Origin of the sequence: Ruminococcus sp. RTP21358st1_G6_RTP21358_211008, assembly GCF_040908885.1 — a bacterium.
Classification (GTDB): Bacteria; Bacillota; Clostridia; order Lachnospirales; family Lachnospiraceae; genus Blautia_A; species Blautia_A faecis.
The window spans coordinates 97,491-117,947 of record NZ_JBDGDM010000003.1 but is presented as its reverse complement, the minus strand read 5'-3'; the positions used below and the strand labels follow the sequence as shown (position 1 = coordinate 117,947).

Genomic DNA, 20,457 nt, shown 5'->3' with positions numbered 1-20,457 from the left:
ATATTATAGCGTGTTTGAAAAATCATTCCTGCAATCTGCAGACAAAACAGTCGTTCGATTAAAGTTGTATCTTTGCCTGCTTTGTGGTATAATAGGTACGCTTGACGGGTTTTCGCGGCCCGTCTTATCCCAAAGAAAAGGAAATATTGAATATGTCAGTTTTACAGGCGATTTTATTAGGAATTGTTCAGGGAATCACGGAGTTTCTTCCTGTGAGCAGTTTCGGACATCTGGCAGCCATAGAAAATGCAATGGGAATTACACGAAACACTGCAGTCCTTTTTGAAGTGCTTCTTCACATAGGCACGATGGTGGCAGTTTTTTTTGCATTCCATGAGGATCTTCGCCGGATCGGAGAGGAGCTTCTGGGCATGATCATGGATATAATCGGGAATGTAAATATCTATTTTCACAACAGGAAAACCGGTGAGAATCTCCACTATGCCAGAGTGGTGCACGGAACATACCGTAAATTTACAGCGATTATGGCTGTATCATTTATTCCCACAGCATTGCTTGGATACATTTGCAGAAGACTGGTGACAAGAGCGGCGATTTCCCCGCTTCTTCCAGGAGCATGTATCCTTGTGACAGGAGTGTTTCTTCTTGTGACAGACCTCAGTAATATCGGTGGAATCAAGACACCGAAAGATGTGACTTATGACAATGCCATGTGGATTGGAATTTGTCAAGGGATTTCCGTATTTCCAGGTATATCCAGATGTGGAATGACGATTTGTGCAGGCTTATTATGCGGTTTCAGCAGGAAATTTGCAGTGAAATATTCTTATCTTATCAGCATTCCGGCAGTTCTGGGCTCTCTTTTTCTGGAGCTTGGACAGTTTACCACGCCAAAGATGAGTGTGTCTCTTGGATTTACCTATGTCTTTGGTATGATCGTGGCGGGAGTAGTTGGATATTTTATGATACGCAATCTGCTCCGCATTTTACAGCATGCGAAACTGCGCTATTTCGCATTTTACTGTTTTGTGGCAGGAGCCATAGCGCTTATTAGCAATTTTGCATAACTGTCCGGCAGGAAAGCTTACAGAAACACGGATCGGTTACAAATTTGCCTGATGAAGGGGGAACTTTTTAATGGCAGCGTCTAATACGCCGAAGAAATCAACAACCAAACGTGGTACATCCGCGAAGAAAAAATCTTCCGCACGTACTCAGTCTAAAAAGAATACAGCAGGAAAGCAGTCAATATCCAGCGGCTTTCAGACGGAAATCATACTTCTGGTGCTGATGGCGGCAGCGATCATTCTTATGGTAAGTTGTGTCGGACTTGGTGGAAATGTCGGAGGAAGCATCAGCAAGGTACTCATGGGAGTAATGGGACTGATGGCTTATATTTTTCCCGTTGTACTTTTTATTATGGCAGCATTTCTGATCTCCAATAAGGGAAATGTGCTTGCTTATAAAAAAACAGCCGCCGCCGCAGTTCTGTTTCTGATCTGCTGTGGACTGGCACAACTTTTTACAGAAGGCTATACAGAAAGTACAACTCTTGCAGAATATTACAGGATCAGTTCTGAGTATCGTACTGGTGGCGGAGCCATTGGAGGCGCAATCTGTATTTCTACAATCTCCGCATTTGGAACCATCGGTGCTTATGTGATCATTGTACTTGTGATCCTTGTATGTTTGATCCTGATCACGCAGCATTCTTTCCTGGGATTTTTGTATAAGGTTTATGATAAGATCCTGGAAGCTGTGAAGGGGCAGCAGGCGCTCTATCAGGAGGGAGCACCGGAGCGTCAGCTGAAGAAGCAGCTGAAAGTCCAGCAGCGCCAGCTGGCAGCCCAGGAGCGCCGTGAGAAAAGGATGCAGGAGCTGGAAGCTGCACTTGCCGAAGAAGGGATTGCTTCAGATATGGTGGAAGAACCATCCCGTTTTGAGAAAAAGGCAGCCAAACAGAAAGGGAAAAAGGCTTCCAGGACAGCTGGAAATGATTCCAGGGCAAATTCCCGGATGAGAATGCGTGGAAATAACCAGACCCGGGGCAGAAGAGGAGAAAACCTGGATTCTACAAGCTTTCTTGCAGGGACAGATTTATTTGAAGATAGAAATTCCGAGGAAAGCGGGGAATCTGTGGATCAGGAATTTCCTTTAAATCCAGAGAATGCCATGAATCCGGGAGATGCAGGATCACTGGAGAATATGACTACAGTGAATGGAGAATTTTCCGAGAGTGCTTCTGCTCAGAATCTTCCGATTAATACAGGAAAGTATGTGGATATCAGTGAGTATCGGGTCCAGGATGATAATCTGTCAATTGATGACAGAGAATCACAGGAGGAAACACAGCTGCAGTTTGCAATTCACCGTTCTGAGCCAGAGCAGTCAGACGAGCCAGATCTGAATACGAGCGCCTCCTCTGGACAAGATGATCCTGTACCGTCATATTCTATGGAAAAGGATACCACGGAAGAGGACGGTACTGTCTATATGAAAAATCCAGTTAGCAGTGACCAACCAGCTGAGGCAGAGGAAGAAGAAAACAGTTATGATGGAGTGGATTTTAATGAAGCTATGGCTACCATGCAGAATGCAGTTGCTTTGACGAGAGATACTTCTGGCGCAGCAGGTGGCGCTGCCCATGGATCTCCTGTGGCTTCTGGCGCCCACACTTCTGAGGCTTCTGGTGAAATGGCAGTGAGGAATGAAGCTGCGGATGAAACTGCTTCCCGTCAGTCTGCGAAGAATCCTAAGTCTTCCAGGCAGGAGATTGCCAACGGAATTGTAAATATCCAGCATGAGATCAACACCCAGGAAGCGGCGGTGAAAAAGGAATATCAGTATCCGCCTGTAAATCTTCTGAAACGTGGAAATGGGAAATCCCAGGGAGACTCTGATTCCCATCTGCGAAAGACAGCTCAGAAATTGCAGGAAATCCTGTATAATTTCGGAGTAAATGCCAAGGTTACAAACGTAAGCTGCGGACCTACAGTTACCAGGTATGAGCTGCAGCCGGAAATGGGTGTAAAGGTAAGCAAGATTGTGGGACTTTCCGATGATATCAAGCTGAATCTTGCCGCACCGGATATCCGTATTGAGGCTCCGATCCCCGGCAAGGCAGCTGTAGGTATCGAGGTACCCAATAAAGAACACAGTGCAGTTATGCTACGTGATCTGATCCAGAGCCCGGAATTTATGAATGCCAAATCCAAGCTGGCCTTTGCTGCTGGTAAAGATATTGAGGGTAAGACGATCGTGGCAGATATTGCCAAGATGCCCCATCTTCTGATCGCAGGTTCCACCGGATCTGGTAAATCTGTTTGTATTAATACACTTATTATCAGTATTTTATATAAAGCCAAGCCGGACGAGGTCAAGCTGATCATGATTGACCCGAAAGTGGTAGAGCTTAGTGTTTATAATGGTATCCCGCATCTGTTCATTCCGGTTGTCACAGATCCGAAGAAAGCTGCCGGGGCTCTGAACTGGGCAGTAAATGAGATGAGTAACCGTTACAATACCTTTGCAGAGTATGGGGTACGAAATCTGGAAGAGTTTAACCGTAAGATCGAGAAGATGAAGTTTCCGGAGGGAGAGCAGCGCCCTGAGAAAATGTGCCAGATCGTCATTATCGTAGATGAGCTTGCAGACCTTATGATGGTAGCACCAGGAGATGTGGAGGACGCTATTTGTCGTCTGGCCCAGCTGGCCCGTGCTGCAGGCATCCATCTGGTTATTGCTACCCAGAGACCGTCTGTCAATGTTATTACCGGTCTTATTAAGGCGAACATGCCGTCACGTATTGCCTTTGCAGTCACTTCCGGTGTGGATTCCAGAACCATTCTGGATATGAATGGTGCTGAGAAGCTTCTTGGTAAAGGAGATATGTTGTTTTATCCGCAGGGCTACCAGAAGCCTGCCAGACTGCAGGGAGCCTTTGTTTCAGATGATGAAGTCAGTAGTATTGTGGATTTCCTTGCAGATAAGAATCCACGGACAGATTACGACAATAAGATTGAACAGCAGATGAACAATGCAGTCCTTACGGCAGGTGGAAGCTCTGGCGGCAATGAGCGGGATGTCTATTTCGAGCAGGCAGGTAAGTTCATTATTGAGAAGGAGAAGGCTTCCATCGGTATGCTGCAGAGAATGTATAAGATTGGATTTAACCGCGCAGCCCGTATTATGGATCAGCTGTGCGATGCCGGGGTTGTAGGGCCGGAAGAGGGCACCAAGCCTCGTAGGGTACTTATGTCTATGGAGGAATTCCAGACATACGTAGAAGAACATTTGTAGGAAATTAATTTATGTTATGAAAATTTGTATATGAATAATAGCACAGAACCTGTCTAAATACGTTTAAAATAAACTATGAGGACGGATTATCAGAAGTATGAATTTGGAGTAATAGTTAAGAAAATATAATTCATGTAAAGGAGACAATAGAAATGGTAAAACATATGGTAATGTGGTCATTTAAAGAAGAGATTCCTGAGGAGAAGAAACCTGAATTAAAAGCACAGATCAAAGAGCATCTTGAAGGTCTGGTTGGTGTTGTGCCAGGGCTCATTAAGGCAGAGGTTGTTACAGACCTTCTTCCATCCAGCACACGTGATTTATGTCTGATCACTGAGCTGGAAAGCGCTGAGGCACTGGCTGCCTATGCAGTAAATCCGAATCATGTTCATGTTGCGGACACTTACGTAAGACCAAATGTATGCGATCGTGTAGCAATGGACTTTGAGGTGTAAATGGAAATTCGTATTATCACAGTTGGAAAAATTAAAGAGAAGTACCTGAATGATGGAATTGCAGAGTACGCCAAGCGTCTTGGCCGCTATTGTAAGCTGAATTTTATCCAGGTGCCAGATGAGAAGACTCCAGATAAAGCTTCCGATGCGCTGAACCGTCAGATCAAAGAGACGGAGGGCAATCGGCTTCTTAGCCATATCCGCGATACAGATTACGTGATTGCACTTGCTATAGAAGGTAAAATGCTGGATTCTGTAGAGCTTTCTGACCTGATTTCCAAATTAGGCGTTCAGGGAAAAAGCAGCATTGCCTTTGTGATCGGAGGATCACTTGGGCTTTCTGATGCTGTTTTGAAACGGGCAAATTATAAGCTCAGTTTTTCAAGAATGACGTTTCCACACCAATTGATGCAGATGATTCTGTTGGAACAAATTTACAGGGGATATCGGATTATGAATCATGAGCCTTATCATAAATAATGAGATTTCATTTTTGTAAAGTTTCATAAATGATAATTGCAGACACAAGAACTCCCAGATGTTAGAGCATGTTTGAGGTAGCTAACATCTGGGAGTTTATTAATTTACATGAGCAATCAGTCCAAACCTAAAGCAACGTTTATGTAAGTTTCTGGCGATTGCTGCCATAACGCGCAAAACGTGTGGTGTACGGTTTGTTAAAGCTTGCAATATATTTGAAGATAAATTTGGGAGTGGTACTTAAATTCCACTTGTGCGGATAGATTCCACAGCCTCTTTGATTTTCTCTGGTGGAAGTACCAACGCGAAGCGCACATATCCTTCCCCATGAGGACCAAAGCTTGCGCCAGGAGTAACGATGACACCGGCTTTTTCCATTAATTCCATACAGAATGCCATGCTGTCCGTGCGTTTTCCAGGAAGCTTTGCCCACACGAACATAGTTCCTTTACCGTTTGGCTTCTCCCAGCCGATGGAAGCAAGTCCGTCGCATAGAGCATCACGGCGTGCCTGGTATTGTCTGCATTGTTCTTTTACGCTGTCCAGAGGTCCCTCCAGAGCAGCGATAGCCGCTTTCTGGATTGGCAGGAACATACCGAAATCGATCTGGCTGCGAAGCTTTTTTAGAGCAGAGATGATTTCTGGATTTCCAATGAGAAAGCTGATTCTGGCGCCGGTTACGTTAAAGGATTTGGAAAGGCTGAAAAATTCAACACCAATCTCCCGCGCGCCAGGAGTGGCAAGAAAACTTCCACCTTCCACGCCATCAAAGATAATATCGCTGTATGCATTGTCATGGATAATTAAAATATCGTATTTTTTTGCAAATGCAACAATTTCTTCATAAAGTCCCGGTGTGGCAATGCTTCCTACCGGGTTGGATGGAAGAGAGACTACCATGTAACGGGCCTTGCGAGCCACATCTTCCGGAATATCCTTTACATATGGCAGGAAATCATGCTCTGCTACAAGCGGGTAGTAGTAAGGAACCGCGCCTCCTAATTTGCTTCCTGCTGCGAAAACCGGATAGCACGGATCTGGAAGAAGAACCACGTCTCCCTCGTCGCATAAAGTCATGCCAAGATGTCCCATGCCTTCCTGACTGCCATAAACGGACATTACCATATCCGGTGTGATTTCCACATGGAAGCGCTTCTTGTAATATGCACAGACCGCATCCAGAAGCTCAGGCAGATCGCGGAGACTGTAACGCCAGTTCTGATCGTCAGCAGCAGCTTCCATCAGTGCTTTCTTAATATGATCTGGTGTATGGAAATCCGGCGTTCCAACACTCATGTTGTAGATCTTCTTTCCCTGTTTCTCAAGTTCAAGCCGCCTTTCATTGAGCGCGGCAAAAATTTCATCTCCAAATAAATTCAGTCTTTTGGAAAAATTCATCGTAAGTAAGCCTTCTTTCTCTCAAAATGCCAAACCAATAGGTTTATGCTAAAATCCTGTTTATTTTATCACAGTACTACAACAGAGTGCAAGACAAAAATGTATTTTCGGGAAAGACATTTGTATTGCTAATAGCAAACGAAAATGGATGGCTGCCGTGCACTGCCAGATTTAGGGGTAAAGTTCTTTTTTGTATAAATTTTAGAAAAAAATAGCAGCAGACACTTAAGAGGGCATTGTCTAAAAATAGAGAAACGTGTATAATTGGCTATATCAAACCAAGGGAGGAAAAGAAAATGAAGAAGTTTCTCGAAGAATTTAAGGAATTTTTTGCATGGTGAAAGCTCTGAATAAAGCAGCTGAGAAAATCCCCCCCCCTTGATTTGAATAAAAAGACATGCGAGGATATAAATGAAAGACTACATGGCCCCTATGGAGGGCGTGACAAACTTTGTATACCGCCGGACGTATCACCGGTTTTATCATCCCATGGATAAATATTTTACTCCGTTTATTTCTGCCAAGCCGAAGAAAAACCTGAGCTTCCAGGAAATTTGCGAGGTGTCACCGGAGCGGAATGAGGGAATGTACGTGGTTCCCCAGATCCTGACCTGCAATGCAGATGATTTTATCCGTACTGCCCAGCTTTTGAAAGATGATTACGGACACCAGGAAGTGAACCTGAATCTTGGTTGTCCTTCTGGAACAGTTACAGCGAAGGGAAAGGGTGCCGGATTTCTGGCAGAGCCCCAGAAGCTGGATCAGTTCCTGGATCAGATTTTTTCGAAACTTGATATGAAAATTTCCATAAAGACCAGAATTGGAACTCACTACGAGGAAGACTGGGAGTATCTGCTGGCCATTTATGAAAAATATCCCATTCATGAACTGATCATCCACCCAAGGATTCAGACAGATATGTATCGCGGAGTGCCGCGGCTCGGAGCTTATGAGAAGGCTGTAAACCGTCTGAAAATGCCACTTTGCTATAATGGGAATCTGTTTTCTGCAGCTGATTATAAGCGGATTACAGAGCGTTTTCCAGACACTTGCTGCTTCATGTATGGAAGAGGGCTGATCACGAATCCGGGGCTGGTAACTGAGATCCGGGAAGGCATTCGTCCGAATAAAAAGACAGTAAGAGAATTCCATGATTGTCTTTTCGAAGAGTATCGGGAACTTCTTTCCGGCGAACGGAATGTGCTGTTCCGTATGAAAGAATTATGGAGCTATATGGCCGTTAATTTTACAAATTATGAGAAATATGCCAAGAAAATCAAGAAATCCCAGCATCTGTCAGAGTATTCGTCTGTGGTATCCAGTTTATTTGCAGAGCAGGATTTGATAGATTAAGTATTTTGGATATTTAGAACGCTGAAAGGATCCCCCTTGGCGGGCTAAATAGCAATAAATAATTCGAAAGAGGAATGACATGTTAAATACCGATCGTTTTGAAGAATTTATATCTCAGTATCCCATTTATGAATACCGCCTTGTGGATACTGCTGAAATAGAGGTAAGGGAGCGGGTGCGGATCATCTGCAAACAGGAGTGTGAGCGCTATGGCACCACCTGGGCTTGTCCCCCTGCTGTGGGCAGCCTGGAAGAATGTGGGAAGCGAATCCACAGTTATCCAAATGGAATTCTTTTTTCCAGTGTGGCAGAGGTTTCTGATGTGATGAACATGGCGGAAATGCTTGCCACCCGAGATGCTCACGAGGAGCTGACTACAGAGGTAGCCGGATTTTTAAAAGGGGAGGGATTTGAGACATTTACCCTGTCCACTGAATCCTGCGATCTTTGCGAGCATTGTGCCTATTTAGACGGAAAGCCCTGTCGCTTCCCTGAGAAAATGCATCCCTGCCTGGAAAGTCACGGTGTAGTGGTAAATGAGCTGGTAGAGCATCATTCCATGGAATATAATCTTGGCGGAAATACCATTCTGTGGTTTTCTCTGGTGCTTTTTCGCCAGAGAGCGTGATCTGTTAACTGTAAATCAGAATGAAAAGAAAACCTCCCGCATAAGCTAGAGATAAAGACCGGGAGGCTTTTTTTATGTCTGTATCAGAACGTTTTATGACAGCTATGGAACTTCCTGGTGACCTGTCCTGTAAAGCCCCTATTATAACGATTACCGGACCGTCGCAGGTACAGATTGAAAATTATAAAAGCATCTTATCCTATACAAGCGAGAAATTAATCGTGGTTACCTGCCAGGGACGCGTGATCCTTCAAGGGAAAAATCTGGAAATATTTCATTACACTACTTGGGAAATGGAAATAAAAGGGCAGATTTTGTCGGTAATGTTAGAGCGTGTTTGAAAAATCATTCCCGCAGTCTGCAAGCTCCGGTTTGCGGTATATTTCACCTAAATTCGGTTGCCGTCCGGCAGTACATCGTAAATCCAATATAAATGGAGGCGAGATTAAAATGAATAACCCCGAAAAAATACTCCATGGATTTTTAGAACTTTCAGTATCCGGTGACCAGCTGGAACGCTTCCTGAATTTGTGCCACGCCAGAGCTGTCTCTTTGGAAAGAATCCGTTATCTGTCAGAAAAAAAGATAACAACTCGCATTTCCATAAATGATTTCCGAAAACTCCTTCCCATACATAGAAAGACCAGAGTCCGTATCCATATTCTGAAAAAAATAGGTTTGCCGTTTTTGCTGCTCAGAATCCAAAAACGCAAGTGCTTTACAGCCGGGTTCCTTCTCTGTGTGGTCTTGCTGCTCTGGCTCTCTGGCCACATCTGGAATATCCACATTGATGGAAATGTAAAAAATTCCACCCCTCAGCTTCTGGAATTTTTGGACCAGCAGGGAATTACTCATGGGATCCGTAAAAATCAGGTTAACTGTACCCGGATTGCCGACCTTCTCAGGAAAAACTACCCGGATATTACTTTTGTTTCTGCCAGGGTTCAGGGTACCCGGCTTCTTCTTACCATTCAGGAAGAAAACCTCACAGAAGATATCCAGCAAACCAACTCCCCATGCAATCTGATTTCCGACCTGGATGGAAAAATTGTGAATATGGTTATCAGAAATGGAACTCCACTTGTTAAAACTGGAGACATTTGCAAACAGGGTGATATTCTGGTATCTGGCGAGGTGCCGATCCTGAACGACAGTCAGGAAGTTGTACGTGTGGAATACGTTCCGGCAGACGCAGACATCTATGTGCGTCATCAGATTGCCTATTATCAGGAGGTCCCCCTTTCCTATGAAAAAAAGGTTCAAAGCGGCACTTCAAAAACCAGCTGGTATTTTCGTGTTGGTGACTTCGTTTTTGGCGCAGATACAGGAAAAAAATCCAGATATATAACCTCAACGGAAGAAATCCCTTGGAAACTTACCGAGAATTTCGTCCTTCCTTTTTCCCTGGGAAAAATCACCCGAACACCTTATAAGATACAGAGCACAGTTTACACGAAAGAACAGGCTCAGAAGAAAGCAGTACAGCAGCTGAGAATATATGAACAAAAACTTCTGAATAAAGGAATCCGGATTGCAGATTCCTGGTTGTCAGTCACATTTGACAGTACAAATTGTACTGTGCAGGGTACATTGACAGTAGACGAAAAAAGCGGAAAGAAGCAGAATATAGAATTCAGTCAGGAATCATAAGTGTTGAAAAACAATCTTTAGAGTGGTATACTTTTACCCAGAGATATTTTTGAACAGACACAAGGAGGAGCAGTTTTTGAAATCCACGAATATAGAGATTGACTCATTAGATATTTTACAGGAGCTTTTTGGAATCAATGATAAGCTGATCAAGGTGATTGAGAATCGTCTTGGCGTATCCATTACCCAGAGAAATTCCTGCATTACCGTAAGTGGGACTAATGACGGCAGGATACATTCAGCTGTGAATATTATTGAAGCCATGAAGGAAGCTCTTGAAAAACAGCAGCAGCTTTCCGTGGATATGATCCATCGTTTTCTGGATGAGACCGAGGAAGAGGATGACAGCGAGGAGGATATTGCAGACAGCACCCGCAAGGTGCTGGGGGATGCAGTGACTTTGAATTATAAGAATATTCCAATTCGAACTAAGACAATCGGACAGAAAAATTATATCACTGCTTTGAAGAACAATACGGTTACTATCTGTATCGGACCTGCCGGTACAGGTAAAACATACCTGGCAGTTGCTTATGCGGCAGAGCTGTACCGGAATGACGAGATTGAGAGAATCATTCTCAGCCGTCCGGCCATTGAAGCGGGCGAGAAGCTTGGTTTCCTCCCGGGAGATTTACAGGAGAAGGTTGATCCTTATCTGAAGCCGCTTTACGATGCACTAAATGACGTATTCGGGCCGGATCAGGCTGCGAAGTTAAGAGAACGGGGAATCATTGAGGTTGCACCTCTTGCATATATGCGAGGCCGTACTTTGAATAACAGTATGATCATCATTGATGAGAGCCAGAATGCCACACTTCCTATTTTGAAAATGGCACTTACCCGTATTGGTACTGGTTCTAAGATGATTCTTACCGGCGATGTAACACAGATCGACCTTTCCAAAGAGACGGATTCCGGACTTCAGAAGTGTGCTTCTATTTTGAAAAATGTAGACGATATTGCTACTATTTCCCTGACGAACCGTGATGTTGTCCGCTGCAAGATCGTGAAGGACATTGTTAAAGCATTTGAGAAAGAGGAAGCGAAAGCCCAGGAAAAGACCCAGAAGCGGGCAGTTCGGAGGACAAGCCGGTAATTGGGAAGCCAGGACAAAATTTTCAGTAAATGACAATCAATATCCTGTGGGAAGATTAATTTGAAACTGAAATGTGAATTTTACAGAATAATTCAAACAAAATAGTAAAATTGAACATATGGTGTCGCCTGTTTGAGAAATCAGGCAGATGTCATACAGGAGGAATAAGTTTTGGTAACAATAGAATACGAATGCGAGACCGATTTTGACCTTGGACTTGACTGTCCGGCGCTTGCGAAGATGGTTGCAGAGAAGGTGCTTGACATGGAGAAATGTCCATGGGATGCACAGGTAAATCTGGTTCTCACAGATAATGAAGAGATTAAAAGGGTAAATACAGAGTTCCGTGGCATTGAGAGAGCTACTGATGTTCTTTCTTTTCCAATGCTGCCATTTGAAACACCGGCAGATTATTCTGTGGCTGAAGATGATGAGTCCTGCTTTGATCTTGACAGTGGAGAGCTTCTTCTGGGAGATATTATGATTTCTGCAGAACGTGTTGCTGCCCAGGCAGAAGAGTATGGACACAGTGTAAAGAGGGAATTTTGCTTCCTAGTTGCACATAGTATGCTACACCTTCTGGGATACGATCACATGACTCCGGAGGAAGCCGCAGATATGGAAGCACGCCAGGCGAAGGCACTGGAGGAACTTGGAATTACCCGTTAAATTTTTTTGTGCATGACCCTATAACTGGAGAGGCTTTTGCTGTTTGCCGGTTACTGTTCACTGGTAACGTTCCGCGAGGTGTTTTTTGTGAACAAAGTTCACAGAAAACCCGAGAGTTGCGGCGCGAAATCATGCAAAGCATGATTTCTGTGCATCGCGAAGCGCGTTACTGTGAACGGAGTGAACAGTAACGTTTGCCGTGAATAAGTTACTATGAAAGTTCCGGATGGCAGTTGCAAAGCGACTGATTTTCATATAAGGTGATGTCATCAGCAGGTGGCATTACCATTCCGGATGTATTTATAAGTGGCGGTTTCTGCAGTTTCTGTTCAGTTAGAAGGTTAAATATATATGCATAAGGAGGAGAAGACATGAAGAAAAAAATATTTAAACTTCTCACAGGAATGTTGCTTTCCTGCGCACTTGCAGGATCCACAGTAGCGGTACAGGCAGAGGAAGCCGGGACAGATACCGTGAAGAGTTATCTTACCGGAGAGGATGTATCTGTCGGCATTGGCCACAGACGTCCCATCGCAGTTATGCTTGGCAACGATACCAATGGCGCTCCACAGAGCGGAACTGAGAACGCAGGAGTTATTTATGAAGCACCGGTAGAGGGAAGCATCACCCGTCTCATGGCGATCATCGAGGACTATGACAATATTCCAAGGATCGGTTCTGTGCGAAGCTGCCGTGATTACTTCCTGTTCTATGCAAATGAGTATGATGCCATCTATTCTCATTATGGACAGGCTGTATATGCACTTCAGTATCTGGACCAGCACCTGATCGACAATCTGAACGGACTTACACTTGGAAATGCTTACTATCGCAGCACAGACCGTGTAGCACCGCACAATGCTTACACTGATTTCTCCCATCTTCAGGCAGGAATCCAGAGCCAGGGCTATAGCCAGGATTATAAAGAGGACTATAATGGTCATTTCCAGTTTGCACCGGAAGGAACTGAGACAACCCTGGATGACGGAGTTTCTGCAAATGTTGTGAAGCTTGATAATTTCGCCTATAACCATCCGTGGTTTGAGTACAATGCAGAGACTAAGGAGTACAGCCGCTTCCAGTTTAATGCACCGCATATTGACCAGAACACAGGTAATCAGCTGACATGTGAGAATATTATTTTACAGTATTCCAACTATGTTCCATATGATCCAAATGGTTATCTGAACGTAGATACCCAGTCCGGAGGTGAGGGCAAATACATCACCAGAGGCAAGGCAATCGACATCCACTGGACAAAGGATTCCCAGTGGGGAATCACTCATTATTATGATTCCAATAATCAGGAGATTCAGCTGAATCCTGGAAAAACATGGGTCGAGATCGTGCTGAATGATTCTGTAGGTTCTGTGTCTTTACAGTAAAATAAATTAAAAATGGAGAGGGACGTCATAAGATAAGGCGTTCCTCTTTTGTATTTACGTGAAAAACATGCTCTAGAGCCTGTCTGCACGAGCGCATGATGCAAATGAACGCGTTTTGACTTGATTTGCAAAAGTGATAGGACGATCAAAACACGGTAGAGCTCTTTCAGATTATGCAATATTTTACAGAAACAATAATTCTACACGTTAAAATGTGAAATTTTTCTGAAATTAAGAACTGTTTACCTGAAACCATGGACGAAATGAAAAAAATGATGTAAGATAAGAAATTGATATGTATGAAAAACTACATGGAAACATAATAACGGAGTTGACAAATAAAATGAATGATCGGGAAAGACTGAAAGATAAAAAACGTATTGTAATCAAGATTGGAAGTTCCTCTCTTACCCATGCTGAAACTGGCAAGCTGAATCTTCGGAAACTGGAGATTCTGGTAAGGGAATTGGGCGATCTTCGAAATCAGGGTAAAGATGTGGTTCTGGTATCTTCAGGTGCCATCGCTGTTGGAGCAGCAGCTCTTGGATTTAAAGAGAAGCCACAGGAGCCTCGTCAGAAACAGGCATGTGCAGCGGTTGGACAGGCCAGACTTATGATGATTTACCAGAAGCTGTTTGGAGAATACAATCAGATGGCAGGTCAGATCCTGATGACCAAAAATACCATGGTAAACAACGCCAACCGCAAAAATGCAGAGAACACGTTTAATGAGCTTTTATCCATGGGTGTGATCCCTATTGTTAATGAGAATGACTCTATTTCCACCTATGAGCTTCAGTCTCTGGAAAAATTCGGAGATAACGATACCCTTTCTGCAGTGGTAGCTGCTCTTATAGGGGCAGATCTTCTGATCCTTATGTCAGACATAGACGGACTTTTTACAGATGATCCGAATACAAATCCAGATGCGAAATTTATTGACACGGTAGAAACATTGGACGATGAACTTCTTAACATGGGAAAATGCTCCTCCGGAAGCAAAGTGGGCACTGGAGGAATGGCTACCAAGCTTACAGCTGCCAGAATTGCCACAGCTGCCGGTACCGACATGGTAATTGCCAATGGCGGCGATTTTCATAATATTCACCGCATTGTGGAGGGCGACCCCTGCGGTACATTGTTTGTTGGAAAGAAAAAGGAAGAGTTTTTCCTGATCGATTATATTGAAAAATTGCTGTAACTGTTCAGTATCTTCACAGTTACAATTGCTTTAAGTTTTTGTATAAATTAAAATTACACAGAACATTCTCAGGAGGAGTATATTATGGACAGCACAAAAATCGACAGAATCAACACCCTTCACCATAAGGCACAGAGTGTAGGCCTTACAGAAGAAGAGAAAAAAGAACAGGCAGAGCTGCGCAAGGAGTATATTGCCACCATTAAGATGAACCTTAGAAATCAGCTGGATAATATTGATGTAAAGGAAGCCGATGGTACGGTTGTGAATCTTGGAGAAAGATATGGAAGAAAAAAGACTCATTAGAAAGCAGATTTTTGCAGCCAGAAAGCAGTGCAGCGATGCGCAGGTAGAAGAATGGAGCCATCAGATTACAGATCAGGTGCTGAAACTCTCAGAGTTTGTGAAGGCTAAGCATATTCTGGCTTATGCAGATTACAATCATGAAGTAATGACCAGATATATCATTGAGGAAGCCTGGAAAGCAGGAAAAGAAGTGGCAGTCCCGAAGGTTGTGGGAAAGGATATGGTTTTTTACCGCCTTACTGATTTTTCTCAGCTAGAGCCTGGATATTTTGGAATTCCGGAGCCTGTCAGAGGCGAGATCGTGAAGTGGGAGGATGCTCTTATGGTCATGCCTGGTGTAGCTTTTGATCCTGAGAACAACAGAGTGGGATATGGCGGCGGCTTTTATGACCGCTTTTTAGAAAAACATCCTGATATTACCAGACTGGCAGTGGCTTTTGATTTTCAGATCCTTGATCTGGTGCCCACAGAACCTACGGACATTTGTCCTCAGATCATTGTGACACAGAGTAAAGTTTACCGGAGGGAGGACTTATAAATGAATGAAATGCTGGAAACTCTTGGCAGGAATGCCAAAGAGGCAGAAATCGTTCTTCGAAACCTTGATACAGCTAAGAAAAATCAGGTTCTGGAGGCTGTTGCAGACAGCCTTGTTGCAGATTCGAAAGCACTTCTTACAGCAAATGCCATTGATGTAGAGAATGGCAGGAAGAATCAGATGCCAGAAGGACTGGTGGACCGTCTGATGTTGACAGAAGCCAGAATTGCAAGCATGGCAGAGGGGCTTCGTCAGGTTGCGGCACTGGAAGATCCTATCGGGGAAGTGACCGGGATGAAAAAACGTCCCAACGGACTTCTCATTGGACAGAAGAGAGTCCCTCTTGGAGTGATCGGAATCATCTACGAGGCAAGACCAAATGTGACAGCAGATGCTTTTGCCCTTTGCTTTAAAACTGGCAACGTGGTGATCTTAAAGGGTGGTAGTGATGCCATCCATTCCAATACTGCTATTGTGGATTGCATCCGCAGAACCCTGGATGAGAATGGAATTACGAAAGATGCGATCCAGCTGATCTCTGATACTTCAAGAGAGACTGCCGGAGAATTCATGAAGATGAATGAATATGTGGATGTACTGATTCCACGAGGAGGCAAAGGTCTTATTAAAGCAGTAGTAAATAACAGCACGATTCCTGTAATCGAAACTGGTACCGGAAACTGCCATATTTATGTGGATGAGAGCGCAGATCTTCAGATGGCGGCAGACATTGTGATGAATGCCAAGACACAGCGGGTGGGTGTCTGCAATGCCTGTGAGTCTCTTCTGGTGCATGAGAAAGTGAAGGATGCTTTCCTTCCGGTTCTTGCAGAGCGCCTTCGGACAAAGAATGTGGAGATGCGTGCTGACGAGGAAGCGAAGGCTTTGATCCCAGACGCAGTCACTGCCACTGAGGAAGACTGGGGTACAGAATATCTGGACTATATACTTTCTATAAAAGTAGTTGGATCTGCAGATGAAGCGATTCGCCACATCAATCGCTACAATACAGGCCATTCAGAGGCAATTATTACCAGAGATTACAACAATGCCCAGAAATTCCTGGATGAAGTAGATGCAGCTGCTGTATATGTGAATGCTTCTACAAGATTTACGGATGGTTTTGAGTTTGGTTTTGGTGCCGAGATCGGAATCAGCACCCAGAAGCTTCATGCCCGTGGCCCCATGGGACTTCTGGCACTTACTTCCACAAAATATATCATTTATGGAAACGGACAGATTCGTCCTTAGGTTTGATTTTTGAACCGAGATATGTTATACTAGACTTCGATGTTAATATTTAATATGGGGGACTCATTTATAAGGAGGACTTTTTAAAATGAAGAAAAAGCAACTTTTGGTATTCATTATGGCGGGAAGCCTTGCAGCCGGAATGTCTCCGGTGACAATGGCATTTGCAGAGGCAGATACCCAGACCGTGACAATAGAGGACATAGTAGCTGTTGCCGCAGAGTCAGAAGAAGGAGAAGCAGCAGCTGAACCAGTGCAGGATATTTCAGATGCCGCAGCAGATACACCTGTGGAAGAACCTGCACAGGCAGCAGATACGCCGACTGCAGAACCAACCCAGGCAGCTGCAGATACACCGGCAGCAGAACCAACCCAGGCAGCTGCAGACACACCGGCAGCAGAACCAGCTCAGGCAGCGGATGCGGTTGTGGATGATGGCTTTAACAGCGGAGATACTGCTGAGCTGACTTTGGAGGAAGAGGAGAGTGCTACCCCTACTCCTGAGACCACTGGTCAGATTATCCTGAAGGCAGCAGATGGAACCCAGACATCCTATTCCACATTAGCAGAGGCAATTGCGGCAGCACCGGTTAATATTGGCAAGGATGGTGAAGTTACCCAGATCCTTGTAACCGGAACTGTAGAGATCAGTGAGACTGTTGTGATCGATCAGAATAAGAATATCTCTATTGCAGCAGCTGCGGATGGAACTACTATTAAACGTGCAGCCGGATTTTTAGGAGATATGTTTAAAGTAAAAGATGAGTCCACTTCTTTCCAGTTTGGTACAGGCAAGGAGGGTGAGACTGTTTTAAGTCTGACTGTAACAGGAGCACTTGACCAGGGGGATGCAACAGGCTCCATTATTTCTGTGGAGGGCGGTTACTTCGGATTGTCCGATGGTGTAACCCTGACAGGAAACAGAACCAGTGCGCCGGGAGCTGCAATCTGTAATTCTGGCGGAAGCATCGGACTGGCAGGTGGTACTATCACAGGAAACCAGTCTGAAGGTATTGTAAATGAAGCTGCTGAAATTACAGGTGGAGCTATTTACAGTCTGGGCGAGATCCGTGTTTCCGGCGCCGTAATTGTAAAGGATAACAAGGACGATGGTCTTAATGATAACAGTATTGTTTTAGGCGGTGATAACGCATGTATCGCAGCAATTGGCCAGCTTGCTGAAACAGCAGACCTTCAGGTAAGAAGAAGTGACGCAGCTGCCGGAAAGATTATTGTAAAGGTCGGTACGGATGCGAATGGTACTGCACTTACTACTATGGAGAATATTCTGGCACATGTTCATTATCTGGACACTACAGAGTATACCATTAACAACCAGACTGGAGCACTTGAGTCTGTTACAGCTCCTGTTAGTACTATGACGCTGACCGCAGATTCTATTTCCTGGAACAAGGCGTATGAGCATACTGTTGATCTGACTTTCCATACCAATGATGCAGGTGTTGGAGGCAGATATTATGTGACCTGGGTGAAGAAATCTGATTCTACACCTGGATTTGAAGCAGTAAAGAGCAATTATAAGAGCTCTGGAGATATTGCTAGCTCTGCAAGCGTACAGTTGACAGATGTAGCTTATGATACAGCCATTAAAGTAGTTGTATATGCTGAGGATTCCAAGGGACTTGAAGCAGTTGCACCACTTGTACTCACATTAAAGGCGAAAGCAAGTACTCCCACAGAAGCTCCGGTTACTACTACACCGACGCCAACCACTCGTGCAACCATTAACCCGTCTGTCAGCGAAAGCAAGGTAACAGGTCTTGAGAAAGCACTGGAATTCTACCCGAAACAGATGTACAATTTCACAGTAATTGGCGCTGGAACTGACAATACAAACCCGATCAAAGGTGATACCAAGTGGATCCCGTATGGCTGGAGCATGTCCGCGAAGAACATTGACACCGGATATCAGAAGAGCTGGTCTATCGGAAATGTAAATGGTATCAAGCAGGCGAAGACCTTTAGAATGTATATCTTCTTCCAGAAGTACATATACAATGGATCCGAATGGGAAGCTACCGGCGTGAAGGAAGCTCTCCCTACAGAATTTAAGTCCAAGGCAATCGACTTCACAGTAACTCCATCCGGCACAATCACGCCAACTGCAACAGCCGGTTCTGGTTCCGGCGGTTATGATTATAACGGAACAGGTAGCGGCGATGGAGATGGAACAGATGGCGATGATGCAGAGAACCATGACGGAACAGACAGCGATACCGGTTCTACATCTGCAACAAACGCGAGAACAGCCGATAACTCCCCGATTGCCACTATGATGATGCTTGCAAGTCTTTCTCTGGTAGCTGGAGGTTATGTTATCGTCAGAAAGAGAAAAAAAGAAATCTAAGAAAATCTATGGCATATGAATAACCATGCATTTTGATCAGAAGTTTTTCTGACAGCAAAATAATAAGAAACATACATTAGGCAGGTCTTTTGACCTGCCTTTTTGCATATAATAATACAGGCAGCGGGGGGACAGGCTATAGCGTGTAAAAAAAGGCCTTCTGCAAGATGTACGTTACACTTTGTTGGAATGATTTTTCAAACACGCTCTAGAGATGAAATGCCGCCTGAGTTTTTTCCTGCTGCAGGAGGTAAAATATGTTGTCAGAAAGCGTATTGTCAGTCAGAAAAGAATTGTTCCCACAGAATAAAACGGCTGTCAGTGACATGCCGAAAGTAAATATACAAAAGAAAGTACAACCGACAGATGCAGATATGGTACAAACATCGCTGTCATTTGAAAACATATATTATTCTTTATGGGAAATAGCTGGACGCTACAGCAGCTTTTGCCAGTTTCGCGTGATTGGAAACAGTCATGACGAGAGAATGATCCCAATGCTGGAAGTTGGCACCGGGGCACAGATGATCTTCTGTGTGGCTGGAATTAATGGAACTCAGGCTCTTTTGCCGGAACTTCTTCTGAAAATGGCAGGAGAATACTGCAGGGCCTACGAATGCGGCTGGAAGCTGGATGAATTTTATGAAGTGAAAAAACTCCTTGATAAAATAAGGATCTGTCTGATTCCGATTCTAAACCCGGATGGTTATGAAATCCGCCAGAATGGCTTTGGTGCTATTCGAAATCCAGTTTACCGTCAAATGCTTCGTATGCAAAGCATTCCTGCTGAGGATTTTGGATATAATGCCCGTGGAATGGATATTTCACATAATTTTCCAACGGTTCATTATATCCGTTCACGTATGGGAGAGGAACCAGCCAGCGAGAATGAGACAAAGGCATTGATCCGGATCATTCAGGAATATGATGGAAGAGGACTTTTGACGTTTGCTCAATCCGGAAGGGAAATCATTTATTATCACTGTCAGCAGGGAGTGGGAAGTCTTCCGAAATCCTACCGGCTGGCAAGACATATGCAGAAATCTTCTTCCTATCATCTGGAAAGGGAACAGATGACCGAATCGGCCAGGGAAAAATTTAAGGGAATGGGAACCCCGGAACAATACTATATTCAAACGAAAAAACAGCCGGCATTTCGTATTAAAGTACCAGCTCAAAGCGGAAATGGAAGAGGCGTTGAAGAGGATAAAAAGGCAGTATATGAGGAAATACATTTGCTTCCATTGGAATATATATTTTCATTAGACAATTAAATGTTATTGTTTGCAGGTGAGCTTTTGTAAAATAATTACCGGGGAAAGCTGGCCGGTAACCATAAAAGGAGATGTCCGAAATAATCGAAACATCTCCTTTTAGTATATGATTTGTTTTTTGGCGTTTACGAAACGCATAGAAGAT

Annotated in this window: 19 protein-coding genes; 18 read left to right on the top strand and 1 reads right to left on the bottom strand. The window is 44.2% G+C overall.

What is annotated here, in order from left to right:
• Positions 1-152: 152 nt before the first annotated feature.
• The 4 genes from AB5Z12_RS02180 (at position 153) to rlmH (ending at position 5,195) form a co-directional block, all read left to right on the top strand.
• Complete coding sequence (locus AB5Z12_RS02180) at positions 153-1,028, top strand: undecaprenyl-diphosphate phosphatase (RefSeq protein WP_118578397.1); 876 nt, start codon at positions 153-155, stop codon at positions 1,026-1,028.
• 70 nt (positions 1,029-1,098) lie between these two features.
• Positions 1,099-4,260 carry a DNA translocase FtsK gene (locus tag AB5Z12_RS02175; RefSeq protein WP_148462573.1) on the top strand — a complete coding sequence of 1,054 codons (3,162 nt, stop codon included), beginning with the start codon at positions 1,099-1,101 and terminating at the stop codon, positions 4,258-4,260.
• A 152-nt stretch (positions 4,261-4,412) separates the two neighbouring features.
• Complete coding sequence (locus AB5Z12_RS02170) at positions 4,413-4,715, top strand: Dabb family protein (RefSeq protein WP_118578395.1); 303 nt, start codon at positions 4,413-4,415, stop codon at positions 4,713-4,715.
• Positions 4,716-5,195, top strand: a complete 480-nt coding sequence (rlmH, locus tag AB5Z12_RS02165; protein ID WP_148462572.1) for a 23S rRNA (pseudouridine(1915)-N(3))-methyltransferase RlmH — start codon at positions 4,716-4,718, stop codon at positions 5,193-5,195.
• Between the two features lie 240 nt (positions 5,196-5,435).
• Here rlmH and AB5Z12_RS02160 read toward each other — a convergent pair whose 3' ends face one another.
• Positions 5,436-6,593 carry a pyridoxal phosphate-dependent aminotransferase gene (locus AB5Z12_RS02160; protein ID WP_173769123.1) on the bottom strand — a complete coding sequence of 386 codons (1,158 nt, stop codon included), beginning with the start codon at positions 6,591-6,593 and terminating at the stop codon, positions 5,436-5,438.
• 411 nt (positions 6,594-7,004) lie between these two features.
• On the opposite strand from AB5Z12_RS02160, the gene AB5Z12_RS02155 reads away from it, so the two are divergent.
• The 14 genes from AB5Z12_RS02155 to AB5Z12_RS02090 all read left to right on the top strand — a co-directional run bounded on the left by AB5Z12_RS02155 (position 7,005) and on the right by AB5Z12_RS02090 (position 20,312).
• Positions 7,005-7,946 carry a tRNA-dihydrouridine synthase gene (locus AB5Z12_RS02155; RefSeq protein ID WP_118578392.1) on the top strand — a complete coding sequence of 314 codons (942 nt, stop codon included), beginning with the start codon at positions 7,005-7,007 and terminating at the stop codon, positions 7,944-7,946.
• A 79-nt stretch (positions 7,947-8,025) separates the two neighbouring features.
• Complete coding sequence (locus tag AB5Z12_RS02150; protein WP_118578391.1) at positions 8,026-8,574, top strand: DUF2284 domain-containing protein; 549 nt, start codon at positions 8,026-8,028, stop codon at positions 8,572-8,574.
• A 74-nt stretch (positions 8,575-8,648) separates the two neighbouring features.
• Entirely contained in the window at positions 8,649-8,915 is a 267-nt protein-coding gene (locus AB5Z12_RS02145; RefSeq protein WP_118578390.1) for a YabP/YqfC family sporulation protein, read from the top strand.
• A gap of 17 nt (positions 8,916-8,932) precedes the next feature.
• Complete coding sequence (locus AB5Z12_RS02140) at positions 8,933-9,007, top strand: hypothetical protein (protein ID WP_368356834.1); 75 nt, start codon at positions 8,933-8,935, stop codon at positions 9,005-9,007.
• Between the two features lie 17 nt (positions 9,008-9,024).
• A complete protein-coding gene (locus AB5Z12_RS02135; protein WP_368356827.1) occupies positions 9,025-10,224 on the top strand; it encodes a sporulation protein YqfD in 1,200 nt (399 codons plus the stop codon).
• 76 nt (positions 10,225-10,300) lie between these two features.
• Positions 10,301-11,320, top strand: coding sequence for a PhoH family protein (locus tag AB5Z12_RS02130; protein WP_118578388.1), 1,020 nt, complete (start codon positions 10,301-10,303; stop codon positions 11,318-11,320).
• 171 nt (positions 11,321-11,491) lie between these two features.
• Complete coding sequence (ybeY, locus tag AB5Z12_RS02125) at positions 11,492-11,989, top strand: rRNA maturation RNase YbeY (RefSeq protein WP_226814799.1); 498 nt, start codon at positions 11,492-11,494, stop codon at positions 11,987-11,989.
• 371 nt (positions 11,990-12,360) lie between these two features.
• The gene (locus AB5Z12_RS02120) at positions 12,361-13,374 is read left to right on the top strand and encodes a DUF3048 domain-containing protein (RefSeq protein WP_226814800.1); all 1,014 of its coding nucleotides are present in this window, start codon (positions 12,361-12,363) and stop codon (positions 13,372-13,374) included.
• Between the two features lie 343 nt (positions 13,375-13,717).
• Positions 13,718-14,575 carry a glutamate 5-kinase gene (gene proB / locus AB5Z12_RS02115; RefSeq protein WP_118578387.1) on the top strand — a complete coding sequence of 286 codons (858 nt, stop codon included), beginning with the start codon at positions 13,718-13,720 and terminating at the stop codon, positions 14,573-14,575.
• Positions 14,576-14,659: 84 nt separating this feature from the next.
• The gene (locus AB5Z12_RS02110) at positions 14,660-14,881 is read left to right on the top strand and encodes a DUF896 domain-containing protein (RefSeq protein WP_118578386.1); all 222 of its coding nucleotides are present in this window, start codon (positions 14,660-14,662) and stop codon (positions 14,879-14,881) included.
• Complete coding sequence (locus AB5Z12_RS02105) at positions 14,859-15,419, top strand: 5-formyltetrahydrofolate cyclo-ligase (RefSeq protein WP_118578385.1); 561 nt, start codon at positions 14,859-14,861, stop codon at positions 15,417-15,419. The genes AB5Z12_RS02110 and AB5Z12_RS02105 overlap by 23 nt, the downstream gene beginning before the upstream one ends.
• Entirely contained in the window at positions 15,420-16,670 is a 1,251-nt protein-coding gene (locus AB5Z12_RS02100) for a glutamate-5-semialdehyde dehydrogenase (protein WP_173715584.1), read from the top strand.
• A gap of 88 nt (positions 16,671-16,758) precedes the next feature.
• Positions 16,759-19,038 carry a hypothetical protein gene (locus AB5Z12_RS02095; protein WP_173769124.1) on the top strand — a complete coding sequence of 760 codons (2,280 nt, stop codon included), beginning with the start codon at positions 16,759-16,761 and terminating at the stop codon, positions 19,036-19,038.
• A gap of 257 nt (positions 19,039-19,295) precedes the next feature.
• Positions 19,296-20,312: a M14 family zinc carboxypeptidase gene (locus AB5Z12_RS02090; RefSeq protein ID WP_226814801.1), complete on the top strand. Its 1,017-nt coding sequence runs from the start codon at positions 19,296-19,298 to the stop codon at positions 20,310-20,312.
• The last annotated feature ends 145 nt before the right edge of the window (positions 20,313-20,457 follow it).